Here is a 17669-nt window from a genome sequence, read left to right as displayed (position 1 = left end):
CTGGATCAAGAATGGTTATATGGTAAGGATTCAACCTGTACAAAAATCAGACCACACCGTACAGACACAAAAACACTTGTGTAGTGCATACAGTAGTCCATGTTCACTTCGCTCATGGCGTTGCGGCGCAAAAGTGGGTCGGGGCGGATTTGAACGCGCCTCCGCTCTGCTCCGGCGCTCACAGCGTTCCGTGTGACAAGAGCTGATAACCATGAGCCGATCACGGGAAGACCCACAGAACGCTGTTGAATTGTTTCTTGAAGAACGCCGACCAGAGGTATCCGAACACACGCAATACAATAATAAAGGCCATCTGACGAGGTTCGTATCCTTTCTCAGCGAGGAGGGGATAGAAAGCACAACAGAGTTAGACGCCTTTGCCCTCAGACAGTTCAAGACGTGGCTCAGGAATAACCACAGTGTGAATGAAGTAACTGTAGGTAACTACGTCTCAACAGTCCGTGCCTTTCTCCGGTGGGCTGAGAAAGTGGATCTAACCGAAGAAGGACTGTATGAGAAAATGGACTATCCTCGCTTGACCAAGGAGCAACAAACCAGAGACGTATCTATTGATCCCGACGAGGCAGAGGCCATCCTGTCCTACTGCAAGAAATTTGAATACGGGACAATTCGGCACGTAGCTTTCCATCTCATGTGGCACACTGCCTTCCGACTGGGAACTATCCGAGCCTTAGATTTGTCTGACTGGCACTCGGATGAACGATTTCTTGAAACACACCATCGGCCGGAAACGGGAACGCCACTAAAGAACAAGCGAGCTGCTGAACGACAAATTAACATCAGCGAGGAGCTGGACAACGTGATTGATGACTACATCCAATACAAAAGAGAATCTGTTGAGGACGAATATGGAAGAAAGCCACTTCTGACAACGGGTAACGGTAGGGCCTACGACTCTCTGCTGAGAAAGCACATCTATGCTCTTACAAGGCCCTGCAAACATAGCGGCCACTGCCCCCATGATAGAGATATAAACGAATGTCTCGCTACCAACTACAACAAAGCCAGCAAGTGTCCAAGCTCAGTCAGCCCTCATCCAGTAAGACGAGCCTCTATTACAAGACACTTGAACAGTAATTGGCCGCAGGAATTAGTGTCCGAGAAAGCAAACGTCACCTCAGATACTCTCGAAGCTCATTACGACATCAGGAGTAAAGAAGAGAAACGCAAAAACAGACGTAAGCACTTAGAGAAGTTGTAAACAGGCAGGGATCGCAAGTCAACTGCTGTCTGGTAAAAAGGAACCGCCTCTATCCAGACTTTCGCTATATCCAGGAATAGCTACAACCAGCACTGTTTTAGTACCGTTCATACTTTGTATATAGCCTATCAAAAACATAGATACTGAATAAAATACCAATAGAAATCACAATATTTAATAATATCCCGGATAAATCTGAAGCGAGTGGTAGGATGATAGCGATTACTGCCCCGATTCCACCCAAAACTACTGCTAATTCTATTTCTCTTCGAAAATACTCAGGTAGGGTATTGACTTGTATATTGACTCGTTGCTGATCTTGCTTGATTAAACTCCCGTGTCCGTATGACATGGTAAATGTTATATAGTAATCTCCTGGCGCAGCGGTCTCGGATACATTGATATTGATAGCGATTGGTGGTTTTCGATCTCCTAAACTGACTTCGGAGATAATAGGAGGATATCCTGGATTTGTGAGAATTTCTGGATGAGACATGAAATAACCATCATTTAATCGGATTGCCGTCCCTATACTATCTAATTGTCTCTCTACATCGCTTGGTGGCTTGTTTTGTGGATACTGTACACCAGTGTATACTTGCTTTGAGGTAACGCGTTCTTCTGACGTAGGTGGATTTTGTTCCGATATCAATTCCGGGTTTGAATAAACAATACTTAATTTTCCCCGATTTGCACGGCCCCATCCTGTTATATACACTTCTATCGTTACTGTATCTCCAGGATTAACAGCTGTCCTGTTAGTTTGGAGCATTAGCGAATACTCTGGTTCCATTGAAAGCCGGGCAACTTCCTTATTCGTAAATATGTTTATTGCATTTATACGAACATAATAACCTATCAAGAATGACGTGATTTTTCGAGCTAACTTAGACGTACGGACCATCTTTGCTATAGTAATCCTCGGGTTATATGTTTGTTTTGGTAGAGAAAATCACTTATCTAATTTATATTTTAATTAACCCAGTACCTTCGCAGCTTCCCTCGAAACAACAGAATCACTGTGCTGACCCATGTAGTGTTCTTGAAAAGTCTTGAAATCGTCCCACCCCCCGGCTTGCATCACGACTGTTGGCAGGACACCGCTTTCAATGGCTCTTGTTCCCCATGTCCGGCGAAGATCGTGGGCAGAGAGGTATCCCCAGCCTTCATCCCCTGTCTCGGCTTCAAGCGTTTCTCTCGCGGCTTTGATCCACCGCTGAACGGTCCGACGGGTAGTATCAATCAGAGGCTCGTCCGGTTCAATGCCGTTGCCACCGTTCGCCATATCAGTATAGGTCTGAATGACTTGCACGAGATCGCCCGGAGCCCATGTCTCGCGGTATTTGTCGCCCTTCCCCTCCCACACACGGAGCTTGTAGCCGGCCTGATTGCCGTCCATCGGTCGCACGTCGTTCGGGGTTACTCGGAGTACCTCTTTGGTCCGAAGCCCACAGTGTGCCATTAGCCGGAAGGCAATTCGTTTCTCCGTGTCCTCGACGACTCCCAGCAATTCATCCACTTCGGATTCGGTGAGCCAGACTTTGCGGCCTTTGTCGGGATTGTCTGCCAACCTCATGTCCCTTATTTTGAATAGTGGGACAATAAACCTGTTGGTGGTCGCTTGAACCCCACTATACGGGAGATAGAAGGCTTCGGAACGGGCGAGACTGGATGAAATCTGCCATGAGTGTCGCACTATACATGAAAGTGCGACAAAAATTAGAAAATCTACTGGTTTGGCAACTCCGACAGAGTTATGTATATGTGGGAACTTCCCATATTTGGATATGGTGGATAAAAACGGTCAACCGACCCGTCGACGTGCCCTTCTAACTGACAGAGAGCGAGAGATAATCGCGGACATAAGCACTAATGATGAGTCACAAAGATACCAAGCAGTATCTCGTATCAGAAAGAAGATTCAGAACGAATTACCGCAAGACATGAACGTACTACAGAACAACCACCCTCAACTCTTTGCCGAACTTCAGGAAGTTGTGAATGATGATGACATACCGCCTTCACCAGAGGTAGGAAGTGACCCGTGGGCAGCTTGCGTAGCAGTTTCACGAGAAGGACATCATGATTGTGCAGATGTCGCACCAGTATTGACCGCACTTACTGACCGAGAATGGGATCGGTCGGGAGCGTCGAAAGTCCTCAGCGCACTCGCCCGGGATGGGTACGCCCACCAGCATGATATAGATGATACGGCGTCCCGTAGCCACAATGCCAGATATGAGTACTCGCTCAAGAACGGTGTGAGACTCGACCTGTAGCTAACCGATACTCATACTCTACAGGGGGTACGACAAAAATAATATGAACTTGATATGATCCACATAACTACTGGCCCAATTTTTTCCTTCGCCCGCTGGCAATATCACTCATATACTGTCTTACTGTCGTATAATTCACATCGAACATCCCACTCAAATCACGGAGGTCAATTTGATGAACAACAAATAGATACCCGCAGATTTCTGGTTTTCCCATCGTAGCAACCTCTACTGGAATTAGATCGGGATGATCGACCAAAGGAAGGGCTCCGTCAGCTCGTTCTAACAAACCTAACCATACAGGAAGCCTGCTACGACGTGTGAATCTATCCTCAGTGATTTCGTAGACTTCACCCGAACTGTCTTCTACAGTACATTTTCTCTCTTGCCGAGTGTATTTTGCTTCTGGTTTTCCAGAGCCTTCCTTAGTTCCAATGAGAGTCACACGTTCCTTAACGATACGAGCTGAAACATCCTCAATTCCAGTAACGACATCTGACTCATTGAGTATTTCCCTATCAACAGCCTTCATACGACGAATATGGCTTAGTGACTTATAAAACAATACGAATAGTATTGCTTTCGATAGCCCTTTTACGGTGCGAGCAGCAGATTAGAGTGCAATGCGGTTGAGAAGGGTCGTAGCCTCCGTCTGAAGGCGTTTCCGGGCGGAGAAGGATGAGCCAGTGAGAGGCATCGCTGTGAGCAAGAACAAACCAAGGAAACCACAGATGCACTACGGACAGGATGGGAGTTCCGCCCGCGAAGCAGTACGGATTCGCGACCAAGATCGCTGCGCCAACTGCCGACAGAGCGGTGACGATGTGACGCTTGACACCCACCACATCGTTCCAAGAGGCCAAGGAGGATCGGACCGCCTTAGCAACCTGATTCTACTCTGTCGGCGCTGCCATGACGCAGCTCATGACGAGCAGATGGCTCCCACAGTACGATTCTACAGTAACGGGGAAATGACTGACGATGAGTTCAGTAGCTACTACCAGCTCATGGAGAGGCTGAAGGAACTGGGATTCGCCCGATTCAATGACACTGAAAAGTGCTGGTACGTGCCGAAAGCAGACATCGCCGTTCTCTTGGAGGAATTGATAGAGGGATAGCGAAACAGCCGAGAATCAACGGACTCTATGCACGTTATAGATGATAAAACAAACAGTAACCCTATGGCCGCCTCCTCACTTCAGGCGGAGTTTTGACACCGTGACAGACGGGGGTGGGTGAAAATCATAGTAACCCGCCGCGAGAATTAGACGGAAAAATTGAATCCAAAACCTGCTGTCACTGAATCTACCTCTCACGCCTCCATATAAAAAATAATATAATCTAACAACACACAATTGAGAAGATTTGCAAAAGTAGATTGGTTAGATAACGGCTATACATAACCTTCATATTTCTGGTTCTCTAACCACAAATCGAGAGACAATGGACGAACCTACAGCTCGCAAGTACCGTCGTGAACAGAATACCGAAGCTACCCGACGGTGCAAATATTGTGGAGAAGTGTTTGTCTCCCGAGGAATGGGTCCCCACGTCAGAAATTCCGTCGGTAACGGACATGGGGAGCATGGTAACATCCCTGATGGGTATGACATCGAGGACTGCGAACAAGTAGGTGAGTCCACAGTCTCAGTGAATGAGCGCGTCACAGGTGAGACTGACTCCGGTAAGGAGCTATACGTCTGTCGTCTCTGTGGTAAGCTGGCCAAAGGCTACCGAGGCTACAAGATCCACATGGCCCGTTCCGAAGGGAACGGTCGGCATCCAGAGGACTCTGATGATCTTGATGAACAGATGTTCTCTATCATTCCTGCTGATGATGATTGGCAACCTCTCGACGAGGATGATGTTGTCCGAGCAGTGAATACTGTGTATGAGGACGACGATGATGTTATCCAAGTCCCGGTGATGGAACTCTACAAGATTCGTAGCCACCTCAATGATCCTGATATTGCGAAGCAAGAAGCTGCAAAGGAGCTAACATCTTTGATCGAACGATTTGCATAGTAGAGCTACTCATAGACGGCGAGGAGTTACATTATCTTTTGATCTACTACAAGCACTGCACCGCAGCCTTCGCATCCTCGCTGGTCCAAGGCCCTCCAGTCACAGGCTGCTGTGACCGGTATCAAGTTGAAGCAAGACCGGGGATACGAGCCGCAGGCGAGAAGGCAAAGCAGGCTCCTCGAACTGGATTTATCTTCCACAAAGTAGGTGAAGATGGTCGGAACCGAGACCAAACCACTGAGAAATACGAATAATATAGAATAATCAACCTAAAGATTGTTTTTTGCTATCTCAAAGAAACACTGGTTACGCAGTAACAGACAACTTTGGAACAGCGAGGAGGCGGGACATTTCAACACAGCATACAATATAGCCACCGCACCGCAGGCCTAACAAGGATATGTGGTTACTATTGGTGTCGTCCCCTCCCCGCTGTCTGAAAGATCCACCTATCACATGGTGATTGGATAACTGGGTAACAGCAGGGAGTAACACTCCCAGCCTTACCAAGATACCACACAGTAATTCTCTTACAGAGATTGCCGTTGCTGTGCTGTTACTGCTGTGTTTTGTAGTGAGTCGCCTCCTCGCTGCTCTATGGTACATCTTTCATAGTAACCTTGTTTCAAAGATGGTGGTGTCTTCCCCTTGTTTGATTGTTTCCCTATCTGAAGTCAGACAGTTGTTGGTTTGCGTTGGCTACTGGGCAAGGATTTACTTCTTCAAGTAAAGATTATACAACTTGGTTTATATACCCTCCCCCACCCTATAAGTGAGTTAGACTTGAGTGACGGTCATACCAGCCCTAATTCAGCTCGGACTCGCTCTATGACTCGCTGAAGATCATATTTGTCAAAATCGAGACTATCCGCCACTTTCTCGAATCGCTGATTGTTGTTCTTTGCAGTTGGGTAGTAGCGGGTGTCATCTTCATTACAGACAATTGCGCAGACACTAAATGCAACAGTCTCAATCCCGCCGATACTGGTATATCGTCGCTTATCGAGCGACATGAACCAACGTTCTGCACGGAGTCGTTCTCTATCAATCATTGGTAGCTGAGACGAAAGAGATTTGATTAGATTTCTATTATCTATTTCTAATTCATGGCTTTCATCGCGCCATATTCCGTTGAAACGACCAGTATTATATAGTCGTAGTCGGTCGTAGAAGCTCCAAAACGACTCAAAACCGTTTTTCCGATACCCATCCGGAATTTCCTTTCTATTCTTACATATCTTAGTCTCTGGTGAATACTGCGTCCCATGCGTGGGAGTTCGAATAAGATCCTGTTCGTTCAAATCAAGGGTAGAATAATCAGTGAAGACCATAATTGAATCTGTAGAGATGAGGTACTGGCGCGCATATCAGACAAATCCGCTAAAACGGCGACACACTGCCATCTAAGCAGCTAAGAGCAAGATCGCAATCTGACACAGAACCAGCTTTCTCTACACGTAGGTGAAGTAGCCACAGACGTAAAAATGTTTAGCTTCGACGAAACCAATGTTTGGTATCTTCGCACTCCCCGCTGTGACAAGGCATTGTGGTAGATGACATAGTGTATATCTCTAACAGGTGAACCGCAGTTGAATAAGTCACTTCACGGAGTAGCTACCACTTTCCTTCAGATATTTATAAGGGGGCCGTTGCCGTGTGTTGATTTACGCGAACGAAGTGAGCGGATGGGTCGGGGCGGATTTGAACCGCCGACTTCCTCCGTGTGAAGGAGGTATCATAACCGGCCTAGATCACCGACCCCGTGCCCACGATTTCCGACCGCGAAAGATAAACGTTGCCTTCAGTAGTCGGGCGCTTCCTCGCTCACCCCATCGCGCTGGTTCACCACGCGCGCGAGGGTGAACAGGGCGTCCGAGAGCCGATTCAGGTAGGTCACGGTCTGCTCGTTGATCGCTTCCTCGCCAGCGAGCGCGACTGCACGGCGCTCGGCCCGCCGACAGACCGCTCTGGCGTGATGGAGGCGCGCGCCGCTGTCGCTGCCCCCCGGAAGGATGAACGACTGGAGGGGATCGAGCTCCTCGTCGTGGGCGTCCATCCACTCCTCCAACCGTTCGACGCGCTCGTTGGTCATCTGCGGGTCGTCCTCGTCTGGCTCGGGGTTGGCGAGATCGGCCTGCACGACGTGGAGGTGGTTCTGGATCGCGCGGAGCTGCTCGTCGACGTCCTCGTGACCCGTCGGGCGGACCCGCCCCACCGTGGCGTTCACCTCATCCACAGTACCGTAGGCTTCGATCCTGGGATTCGCCTTCGAGACGCGATCCATCGTCCGGAGATCGGTCTGGCCCTCGTCGCCACGACCCGTGTAGATCGTCATACCGCACGTGCGCCCGGCAGCGACTTATACCCCGCCGAAGTGCCCGACCCACACCGTGAACTGACAGCCCACGCGCCGCAAGAATGGAGCGAGAAAGAGGTAGAGGGGAGGGAGGTCAGTCGTCGGCGGGTTCACCCTCGCCGTGGGCCGCCGCGTCGATCTCGGGCAGTTCGGGGATGGCGCTCGTGTCGTGGGTGCCGACCGGCGGGAGGTTGACAGCCGCGGCCGGCGAGGCATCGAGATCGACACCCGTATCGAGCGCGTCCATCTCGCCGTCGGCGTCGCGGGCGTCCTGGTCGATCCGCATCGAGCAGAACTCGACGCCACACATCGAGCAGAAGCGTGCCTCCTTGTAGTTGTCACCCGGCAGCGTCTGGTCGTGCGAGTCCCGGGCGCGGTCGGGATCGAGCGCGAGATCGAACTGCTCGCGCCAGTCGAAATCGTATCTGGCCTGCGAGAGCGCGTCGTCCCAGTCGCGCGCACCGGGCAGCCCGTTGGCCACGTCGCCGGCGTGGGCCGCGATCCGGTAGGCCGCGAGCCCCTCACGGACGTCCTCTGCGTCGGGCAGTCCGAGATGTTCTTTGGGCGTGACGTAGCAGAGCATCGCCGCGCCCGCGCGGGCGGCCTCGGTCGCCCCGATCGCGCTCGTGATGTGGTCGTAGCCCGGCGCGACATCGGTCACGAGCGGCCCGAGCACGTAGAACGGCGCGCCGTCACAGACCTCCTGCTGGCGCTCGACGTTGCCCCGGATCTGGTCCATCGGCACGTGGCCCGGCCCCTCGACCATCACCTGGACGCCGTGATCCCACGCGGTTCGGGTAAGCTCACCGAGCGTGTCCAACTCGGCGAACTGGGCCTCGTCGCTCGCGTCCGCGAGGCTTCCGGGTCGAAGCCCATCGCCGAGGCTGAAGGTGACGTCGTGCTCGGCGAAGATCTCGCAGATTGTCTCGAACTCGGTGTAGAGGGGATTCTGCATCGCGTTCTCCTCCATCCACTGGGCGAGAATCGAACCGCCGCGCGAGACGATCCCCGTCACCCGGCCGTCGGTCAACGGGAGGTGTTCCATCAGGATGCCGGCGTGGATCGTCATGTAGTCGACGCCCTGTTCGGCCTGCTTTTCGATCACATCGAGCAGGAGCTCGTGGGTGATCTCCTCGGGGCTCTCCGCGCGCTTGACCGCCTCGTAGATCGGGACCGTCCCGATCGGCACGGGCGAGTGCTCGACGTTCGCCTCGCGGATCGTGTCGAGTTCCTCGCCGGTACTCAGATCCATCACCGTGTCCGCGCCGTAGTGGACCGCCGCGTGGAGCTTGCGGAGCTCCTCGGTCCGGTCGCTCGTCGTCTCGCTGTTGCCGATGTTGGCGTTGACCTTCGTCGAGAACTCGCGACCGATGATCATCGGGTCGAGCCCCTCGTGAGCGTGGTTCGCGGGAATCACCGCCTCTCCCGCCGCGACCTGCTCGCGGACGAACTCGGGATCGCGGTTCTCGCGCTCGGCGACGCGCTCGATCGCCGGCGTGACGATACCCTCGCGGGCGGACTGGAGCTGTGTCTTCGCCATCGATAACCTAGTTATACTACTCGATTATAAAGTTGGCGACCGCCGGCGACGGTCGGCGATGGTCGGACACACTACCCGAGCGAGGACGACGGACGTTTATACGTCAGCGGGAGAACGCCCAAGCGTGAGCCCCGTCGTCCAGTTGGCCGTCCCGCTCGACAGCCCCGTCGCCAGGATCGCGCTCGCGGGTGCGCTCGGGCTGTTTCTGGGGCTCGAACGCGAGTGGTCGGACAAGCCCGCCGGCGTTCGGACGTTCTCGCTCATCAGCCTGCTCGGGGCCGTCTTCACCACGCTGGGGCGCGACGGACTGCTGGCGGTCGGCGGCGTGCTCGTCATCGTCCAGGGCACGGTTCTGGCGATCCAGGGGCTGCGCGACGAGGACCTCGGCCTCTCGCTCACCACCTCGGTGTCGATGCTGGTCGCCTACGGCGTCGGCGCGCTGACCGCCGCCGGGTTCGTCATCGAGAGCGTCACCGTTGCCGTTCTCTCCTCGCTGCTGCTCGTGCTCAAGCGCGAACTCCACACGTTCGCCGGCGCGCTCTCGCGCGAGGAGCTCCGCTCGACGACCGAGTTCGCCATCCTCGCGTTCGTCATCTACCCGCTGCTCCCGACCGGCGACATCACGCTCGGCTCCGGCCCGCTGGCGGTCGAACTCGAACCGCGCGTCGTCTGGCTGATGGTGGTCGCGGTCGCCGCCATCGGCATCGTCAACTACGCCATCGTGCGGACGTACGGCGGACGGGGCATCGCCGTCACGGGCTTTTTCGGTGGACTGGCCTCCTCGACGGCGGTCGTGGGGACGATGCTCGATTCGGTGCGACAGCGGCCCGCAGCGACATCCTACGCGGTGGCGGCCGTCCTGCTCGCCGACGCCGCGATGGCGCTGCGCAATCTCGCCATCGTGCTCGCATTCACCTTCCCGGACGTGCTCGTGGGCGCGCTCGTGCCGCTCGTCGTGGTCGTCGTCGGTAGCGTCGCCATCGCCGCCGTCACGGCCGACTGGAACACACCTGTGGAGATGGAGCTCGACAGCCCGTTCTCACTGCGCAACGTGCTCGCCTTCGGTGCGATGTTCGCCGTCATCATCCTGGCCGGCGGCATCGCCCAGTCGGAGTTCGGCGAGGTGGGCTTCTACGTGACCGCCGTGCTCTCGGGGCTCGTCTCCAGTGCGGGCGCGACCGCTTCGACCGTCTCGCTCTATCGCACGGGTAGCCTGGCCGGCGAGACGGCCGTCATCGCCGTCCTGCTCGCCACCGCGTCGAGCATCGTCGTCAAGGCCGCGCTGACCGCCGCCGGACCGAGTCGGTCGTTCGCCTCCCGTGTCGCGCTCTGGAGCGCCGTTCTCCTGGCCGGTTCGCTCGCGGCGGCGGTTCTCGTGACGCTGTGAGCGACGCCGAACTGAACGATCTGTCATCAACGACCGAAACCGCTATGCGCGCGTCGCTGTCATCCGGTGACATGCAGGCAGTCCAGTTCACCGAGCACGGCGACCGTGACGTCATCGAGTACGGCGACTTCCCCGACCCCGAACCAGGGAAGGACGAAGCCCTCGTCGACGTGAAGGCCGGTGCGTTGAACCACCTCGACGTCTTCACGCGCCGCGGACTGCCGGGCGTCGATCTCGAGATGCCACATATCCCCGGCAGCGACGCCGCCGGTGTCGTCACCGACATTGGAGAAGACGTCACGCGCGTCGAGGTCGGCGATCGCGTGGCCGTCACCGCCGGCGTCTCCTGTGGCGAGTGCGAGTTCTGCCGCCACGGCGAGCACTCGCTCTGTGAGAGCTACCACCTCATCGGCGAGCACGTTCGTGGAGTCCACGCCGAGCAGGCGGCCGTCCCCGCCGCGAACCTCGTCCACGTTCCCGACGACGTGGACTGGGTGACGGCGGCGGCCGCACCGCTGACCTTCCAGACCGCGTGGCGCATGCTGATGACCCGCGCCGACATCGAGGCCGGCGAGTCCATCCTGATTCTCGGTGCCTCCGGGGGAGTGGGCCAGGCGGCGGTCCAAATCGCCGACTACGCCGGCGCGGAGGTCTACGCGACCGCGAGCACCGACGAGAAACTGGAATACGCCGAGGAGTGTGGGGCCGATCACACGATTAACTACGCCGAGAACGATTTCGCAAGCGAGATGCGAGAGCTCACCGACGGACGGGGCGTCGACGTCGTCGTCGACTACGTCGGTCCGGAGACGTGGGACGACTCGACGAAATGTCTCGCCAAGGGCGGTCGGCTCGTCACCTGCGGGGCGACCACCGGCCCGAAGGCCGAGACGAACATCAACCGCGTCTTCTGGAAGCAGATCGACATCCTGGGATCGACGATGGCCACCCTCGGCGAAGTCGACGATGTGCTCTCGCTGGTCTGGGACGGCACCTTCGAGCCCCGGATTCGAGAGACGCTGCCGATGAGCGAGGCCACTCGTGCCCACGAGATGCTCGAAGAACGCGAGGGGTTCGGCAAGGTCGTCGTGATCCCCGACAGCGAGCGCTGATCGGAACGCGGTTCGCGTGGATCGGTGCCATCCGAGCGGCCCCATGTTGAATATTTACATGACACATAATACCATGTGGAATTCTGACATATGTAACAAGTTTTATGATGCAGGTGGGTGGGGATTTGTCCGATGTCGGAGAGACCATCGACGGAACGGGCGAGTGGCACCGACAACGATGCAGATGACGGCCCGAACACGACGCGCCGAACGTTCCTCAAGGGATCGAGCGCGGCGGCCGGCATGGCGGCGCTCGGACTTCAGGGGACCGACCCGGCAAACGCGAACGACACCGACGACGCGGACGAGGACGACGATGGTGGGGACGACGGACCGACGAACGTCATTCTGTTCGTCGGGGACGGACAGGGTCGCGCACAGCTCGATCTGGGCCGATATCTGAAGTCCTATCGGAAGAACTCGGAGAAGTTCCCGCTGAACGCTGCCGACGTGACCTACAACGTCGATCGCCACGACGCGCACGGCTCGGCGATGACGTATCCGGACGATCCCGAGGAGTTCGTCGCCGATTCGGCGGCGACGGCCACGGCGCTATCGACCGGCCACAAGAGCTACAATGGTGCGATCGCCGGCGTGAAGAACGACGCGGGCGAGTTCGTCCCCAAGCAGACTGTCTTGGAGCAAGCCCGCGATATGGGCTACGCCGTCGGGCTGGTGACGACGGCGCGGATGACGCACGCGACGCCGGCATCGTTCGCCAGCCACGTTCCGTCCCGCGACGAGGAGGAGAAGATCGCCAAACAGTACGTCCGTGACAGCGGTGTCGACGTGCTCTTCGGCGGCGCGCGCTCGTACTTCCTGCCCGATGGCCGCGAGAACGACAGCGCGAACTTAGTCGCCGAGGCCAAACGCAACGGCTACAACTACGTCACGACCGCGAGCGAGCTCGATTCGCTCGACAGCGCGCCGGCGCTCGGCCTGTTCAGCGAGTCCGACCATTTGAGCTACACGCTCGATCGGCAGGACGACGATGACTCGACCCAGCCGGGACTCGGCGCGATGGCCGGGACGGCGATCGAACTGCTCGAAGCCCGGGGCGGGCGAAAGGGCTTCTTCCTCCTCGTGGAAGCCGGCCGCATCGACCACGCGAGCCACTCGAACTACCCGGTCGTCGCCCACGAACAGCTCGAAGCCGACGACGTGATCGGTCGACTGCTCGATTACGCCGAGGATTCCCACGGCGAGACGTCGGTCATCACGACCGCCGACCACGAGACGGGCGGTCTCTCGCTCGGGACGGGTGGCCCGTACGACGTGAACTTCGACGTACTCGACGGGATGAACGCGAGCACGGCCACGGTCGTCCCGCAGATCGAGGAGGCTGAGTCGCGTGAGGAGGTCGCCTCGATCATGGCCGAGCAGATGGGTGTCGAACTGCTCGACACCGAACTCGACGAACTGCGTGCGTACAACACACCGGTCGCGGAGATCCTCAACGAGCGGATACGGATCGGCTGGACGTCGACCGGCCACACCGCCGAGAACGTCCCGACCTTCGCCACCGGTCCAAACGCCGAGTTCTTCGATGGCACCGTCGACAACACGGACATCGCCGACGCGATCCGCAAGCGGCTGAACGGCGACTGAGCCACACTCTTCCTTTCCGTGGCTCTGTTGGCCCCTCGAAAAATACCGGGAACAGCGTGCAGGATACAGCGGGAATCTGTCCGATATGGCCTGTGAGAAGAACTCACGGTCGTCCGATAGGGAGATACATTGGAACGCGTCCAGCGGAGAGACCGCTTACCCCCAAACCACTACGCTACACCATACTTTTCAGTGTGTCTATCTAGTGAAATCCCATGTCCGGTGCCGGGACGGAGAAATCGTCCGTTGAGATCTCCGACGGGATGCTGGTCGAGATGGTCCGGTATCTACGTCCCGCTTGGTCTCCGAGGGACATCGATCGTATCGCAGAGGGCGTTAATTCCACGGTCGCCTTCGACGTAGACACGCCAATGGGAGAGCGGAGTATCGTCCTCAAGGCTAGCACCAGCAGCCATCCGCTAGCTGCGGACCGATCCAAGGCTGAACCACGGGTCCTCTCACTCCTTCGTCGAGAAACAACCGTCCCAGTTCCGACTGTGTTCGACACCTGCGACGATCACGAAACCTACCCGGCCCCGTATTTCCTGATGGAGTACGTCGACGGCCGGACGATCGACCATGCTGACGCACCGGATCTCCCGTTTGACGTCCGTGAGACAATCTTCAGTGAGGCTGGACGGAATCTGGCGGAACTCCACACGCTCGATTCCTTCGACGAGATCGGCGATATAGTGGGCACGAACGGCGGGATATCCGTACTCGACACATCCGACTCACCGAGTTACGATGTGTTCCACGATTGGCTGCTCGACTCATACGAGGAGACGCTGGATCAACTTCTAGAGGACGGTGGGTACTTTCCGGAACTCGCGACGGACCCGAATCGCTTCGACAATCTCGTCCCCGACATCCGAAGCTATCTGAAGGAGACGATCTCCAACCTCTCCGCGCCGAAACCACCGACGTACTGTCATAAGGACTACCGATACGGAAACTTGGTCGTCGCTCCGGAATCCGGAGAGGCTCGTGCGGTTCTCGACTGGGCGAATCTCATGTCCGCCCCACCGGCATTCAACCTTGCCATCGCGGAGTCAAAGTTACTGAAGCCGGATTTGAACACGGATGCCAGCGCATCGGCAGGCCGTGCGGGCGGGTTGCGCCGGGCGCTCTGGGATGCGTATGAATCGGTGCGCGATGAGTGGTCCTTCGACGCAGCAACGCGTGAGCGGATCCGTCTCTATCGACTCGTCTTCCGCCTGGATCAGATGGCGTGTCTCCCGCTGTTCGCCCGCACCGATCCCACCTTGGACGACCGCGCGGCTCGGGCAACTGAGCATCGAGCATTCGTCGAACAGTATCTCTGAATGGAATACCGTCGACATCAGCTGATTTCGACTTCGCTCCACAACTATCACCCGCGATCTATTCAGCAGGATGCCGGAACACATCGTCGTTTGAAGATTTCAATGAGTCTTTTCGACCACTTTTCCAATCTGGACGACCGGCAAGTCGTCACGATTTTGTCCCGAGCGCCGTTCGATTCGACCGAACGCTCACGTGAACCCGATACAGCACACACAGGACGGACACTCGACGGCACGAACCGTCGGCCGACGGCGATTTCTCGGGCTGACGGCGGCCGGCGCGCTCGCGGGCGTCGCCACCGCCGGGCGCGGGCGCGCACAGAGCAGTCGCACGATCGAACTCGGCGGGAAGATCGCCGGCTGGCAGGGTCGCACGCCCGAGTCGATCGCTGGCGAAGAAAACCCCACGCTCGCCCTCGAAGCCGGCGTCGACTACCGCATCACGTGGACGAATCTCGACGGGATGGGTCACAACATCGCGCTGATCGACGAGAACGACGACGTCCTGAAGCGTACCGAGGTGATGAGCGAGCAGGGCGCGACCCAGACGATCGAATTTACCGCTCGCGAGGAGATGGCCGAATACATCTGCGAGCCACACCGGTCGTCGATGCGCGGGAGCGTGCGCTTCGGCTCCGGCTCGTCGGCCACGACGGACGCCACGACCACCGAGCAGGCCGTCCCGACCGGGCCGACGATCGGCCTCGAACGGCTCGTCGGCGGCTTTCAAGTACCGACCGACATGGCGCTGCTGCCGGGCGACGACCAGCGAGTCGTCGTCGATCTCTACGGGGTCGCCCAGCTCAACGAGGGCGATCAGTTGCGCGACGAGCCGTTCCTCGATTTGCGTGATCGCCTCGCCGAGATTACCGGCGAGCGTGGATTTCTCGGACTCGCGCCACATCCCAACTACGAGCAGAACCGGCGCTTCTACGTGCGCTACAGCGCCCCGCCCGCCGACGACGCACCCGACGAGTTCTCGCACACGGAGGTCCTCTCGGAGTTCGAGGCGAACGAGGACGGCACGAGTGCGCGTCCCGACTCCGAGCGAGTGCTGCTCGAAGTCCACGAACCCCGCAAGGTCCACAACGGCGGCGCGGTCGCGTTCGGGCCCGACGGCTATCTCTACACCTCCTACGGCGACGGTGGCGGCCCGCGGGATACGGGGCCCGGCCACGCCAGCGACTGGTACGATCGCAATCGCGGCGGCAACGGCCAGGACGTCACCGAGAATCTCCGGGGATCGATCCTGCGTCTCGACGTCGACAGCCAGAACGGGGAGAAACCCTACGCGATCCCCGACGACAACCCGCTCGTCGGCGAGAACGGACTGGACGAACAGTACGCCTGGGGATTTCGCAACCCCTGGCGGATGAGCTTCAACGACGGCGAGCTCTACGTCGCCGACGTCGGCCAGAACCGCTACGAGGAGATCGACCGCGTCGTGAAGGGCGGCAACTACGGCTGGAACGTCCGCGAAGGTACCCACTGCTACGGCACCGAGAGCCTGAGCGACATGCCGAAGAACTGCCCGAGCCGAACGCCGCCGGACGTCCGGGGTGGCGAGCCGCTTCGCGATCCCGTCATCGAGTACCCCCACGCCCGCAACGGTGAGACCATCGGTATCTCGGTCATCGGTGGCTATCTCTACGACGGCTCGATCGACGCCCTCGACGGGAAATACGTCTTCGGCGACTACAGCACGGAGGGCGACCCACGCTCGTCGCTGTTCGCGGCCACCCCCACCGAAGACGGGCTCTGGGATCTCGAACGGCTTCAAGTCGAGGGCGCAGAGGGCGGCGCAGTCGAGGGCTATCTCATCGCCATCGCCCGCGATGCCGACGGCGAACTGTTCGCGCTGACCTCCGCCGGCGAGCTCGGCGGTGCGGTGAACCGGATCACGGCGACCGAAGCGACGGGCACCGCAACGACCCCGGACGGGACGAACGCGACCGCGAACGCAACGGGCTCCACCACGACCGCACTGGGCACCGACGCGACCGATACCGACGCGAACGCGACGGCGGGCGTTCGGTCGGCGGCTGGAAACGGCACGGCGAACGGATCGGGCGCTACGGATGGGTCGGGCAACGCGAGCGGAACCGAGACGAGCGGCGACGGGGCGGGCTTCGGCGTGCTCGCCGCGCTCGCCGGCATCGGCGGTCTCGCCGCGCGCCGTCTCCGGCGCTGAAAGCGGCTATTCCGCTTTGTTGCGGAGATCGTCGAGGATCTCGTCTTCGAGCACCTCGCGCACGTCGAGGGCGATCGCCTCGCGGTCGAGGGTGATCTGGTGGACGCGCCCGCCGAGCATCGTCGCCATGATCAGCGCCGCCAGCCGCTCGGCATCGACGTCGTGAAAGACGCCCTGTTCGATGCCGTCGTCGATGATGGTCGTGAGCATGTCGAGCAGGAGATCGTAGTTGGCCGCGAGCTGTTCACGGAAGGCGGCGTTGTGCGGTGCCTGCGCGCGCAGTTCGAGCAGGGCCGTGTGGAACTCGCGATCCTCGCCGCTTTCGTCGTCGAGCCCGAGCAGCAGTTCGTCGACGAGGGCGTCGAGGCGTGCGTTCGGATCGTCGCTATCGACGTCGAGGCGGCTCGTGAATCGGTCGAGGAGATGCTCCAGAAAGGCCGCGAGCAGCTCGTCCTTCGTGTCGTAGTGGTAGTGCAGAACGGCCTTGGTCTTCTCGAACTCGTCGGCGATCGCCTGCATCGTGAGATTGGCGTAGCCGTGCTCGCAGAGCGCACGGTAGGTCGCCTCCATGATCTCCTCGCGGGTGTCGGTCGGCTCCGATCCACCCTCTGACGAACTCATTTG

At 58.0% G+C, this 17669-nt stretch carries 14 protein-coding genes, 1 tRNA gene and 1 pseudogene; 9 read left to right on the top strand and 7 right to left on the bottom strand.

Features of this window, described 5'->3' with window-relative positions:
* Positions 1 to 211 precede the first annotated feature (211 nt).
* Positions 212 to 1222, top strand: a complete 1011-nt coding sequence (locus MUK72_RS09885) for a tyrosine-type recombinase/integrase (RefSeq protein WP_244699629.1) — start codon at positions 212 to 214, stop codon at positions 1220 to 1222.
* Positions 1223 to 1319: 97 nt separating this feature from the next.
* Here the strand turns inward: MUK72_RS09885 and MUK72_RS09880 are convergent, their stop codons facing one another.
* From MUK72_RS09880 to MUK72_RS09870, 3 genes are all read right to left on the bottom strand, one after another.
* Positions 1320 to 2015 (bottom strand): DUF8164 family protein, encoded by a 696-nt coding sequence (locus MUK72_RS09880; protein WP_244699626.1) that lies wholly within the window; start codon positions 2013 to 2015, stop codon positions 1320 to 1322.
* Between the two features lie 183 nt (positions 2016 to 2198).
* Positions 2199 to 2798 (bottom strand): tyrosine-type recombinase/integrase, encoded by a 600-nt coding sequence (locus MUK72_RS09875; protein WP_244699624.1) that lies wholly within the window; start codon positions 2796 to 2798, stop codon positions 2199 to 2201.
* A gap of 770 nt (positions 2799 to 3568) precedes the next feature.
* A complete protein-coding gene (locus MUK72_RS09870; RefSeq protein ID WP_244699620.1) occupies positions 3569 to 4033 on the bottom strand; it encodes a hypothetical protein in 465 nt (154 codons plus the stop codon).
* 199 nt (positions 4034 to 4232) lie between these two features.
* Between MUK72_RS09870 and MUK72_RS20420 the strand changes: the two are divergent.
* From MUK72_RS20420 to MUK72_RS09860, 3 genes and pseudogenes are all read left to right on the top strand, one after another.
* A pseudogene (locus MUK72_RS20420) lies at positions 4233 to 4373 on the top strand (HNH endonuclease); the annotation flags it as partial.
* Between the two features lie 99 nt (positions 4374 to 4472).
* The gene (locus MUK72_RS09865; protein ID WP_244699617.1) at positions 4473 to 4619 is read left to right on the top strand and encodes a hypothetical protein; all 147 of its coding nucleotides are present in this window, start codon (positions 4473 to 4475) and stop codon (positions 4617 to 4619) included.
* A 325-nt stretch (positions 4620 to 4944) separates the two neighbouring features.
* The gene (locus MUK72_RS09860; protein ID WP_244699614.1) at positions 4945 to 5526 is read left to right on the top strand and encodes a hypothetical protein; all 582 of its coding nucleotides are present in this window, start codon (positions 4945 to 4947) and stop codon (positions 5524 to 5526) included.
* Between the two features lie 1686 nt (positions 5527 to 7212).
* On the opposite strand, the gene MUK72_RS09855 is transcribed toward MUK72_RS09860, so the two are convergent.
* The 3 genes from MUK72_RS09855 to thiC all read right to left on the bottom strand — a co-directional run bounded on the left by MUK72_RS09855 (position 7213) and on the right by thiC (position 9422).
* Positions 7213 to 7287: transfer RNA gene (locus MUK72_RS09855), tRNA-Val, on the bottom strand.
* 40 nt (positions 7288 to 7327) lie between these two features.
* A complete protein-coding gene (locus MUK72_RS09850; protein ID WP_244699611.1) occupies positions 7328 to 7861 on the bottom strand; it encodes a cob(I)yrinic acid a,c-diamide adenosyltransferase in 534 nt (177 codons plus the stop codon).
* A gap of 115 nt (positions 7862 to 7976) precedes the next feature.
* The gene (gene thiC, locus MUK72_RS09845) at positions 7977 to 9422 is read right to left on the bottom strand and encodes a phosphomethylpyrimidine synthase ThiC (RefSeq protein ID WP_244699608.1); all 1446 of its coding nucleotides are present in this window, start codon (positions 9420 to 9422) and stop codon (positions 7977 to 7979) included.
* A 124-nt stretch (positions 9423 to 9546) separates the two neighbouring features.
* Between thiC and MUK72_RS09840 the strand changes: the two genes are divergently transcribed.
* From MUK72_RS09840 to MUK72_RS09820, 5 genes are all read left to right on the top strand, one after another.
* Positions 9547 to 10809, top strand: coding sequence for an MgtC/SapB family protein (locus MUK72_RS09840; protein WP_244699605.1), 1263 nt, complete (start codon positions 9547 to 9549; stop codon positions 10807 to 10809).
* 71 nt (positions 10810 to 10880) lie between these two features.
* The gene (locus MUK72_RS09835; protein WP_244699602.1) at positions 10881 to 11921 is read left to right on the top strand and encodes a zinc-binding dehydrogenase; all 1041 of its coding nucleotides are present in this window, start codon (positions 10881 to 10883) and stop codon (positions 11919 to 11921) included.
* A gap of 132 nt (positions 11922 to 12053) precedes the next feature.
* On the top strand, positions 12054 to 13529 hold the full coding sequence (locus tag MUK72_RS09830) for an alkaline phosphatase (RefSeq protein WP_244699598.1): 1476 nt from the start codon (positions 12054 to 12056) through the stop codon (positions 13527 to 13529).
* 215 nt (positions 13530 to 13744) lie between these two features.
* Complete coding sequence (locus MUK72_RS09825) at positions 13745 to 14854, top strand: phosphotransferase family protein (RefSeq protein WP_342346229.1); 1110 nt, start codon at positions 13745 to 13747, stop codon at positions 14852 to 14854.
* Positions 14855 to 15047: 193 nt separating this feature from the next.
* Positions 15048 to 17045 (top strand): PQQ-dependent sugar dehydrogenase, encoded by a 1998-nt coding sequence (locus MUK72_RS09820; protein ID WP_244699592.1) that lies wholly within the window; start codon positions 15048 to 15050, stop codon positions 17043 to 17045.
* A 6-nt stretch (positions 17046 to 17051) separates the two neighbouring features.
* Here the strand turns inward: MUK72_RS09820 and MUK72_RS09815 are convergent, their stop codons facing one another.
* Positions 17052 to 17666, bottom strand: coding sequence for a TetR/AcrR family transcriptional regulator (locus tag MUK72_RS09815; RefSeq protein ID WP_244699589.1), 615 nt, complete (start codon positions 17664 to 17666; stop codon positions 17052 to 17054).
* Positions 17667 to 17669: the final 3 nt, after the last annotated feature.

It is taken from the genome of Halococcus dombrowskii, from assembly GCF_022870485.1.
GTDB lineage: Archaea > Halobacteriota > Halobacteria > Halobacteriales > Halococcaceae > Halococcus > Halococcus morrhuae.
This window is presented reverse-complemented; position numbering and strand designations above follow the sequence as displayed.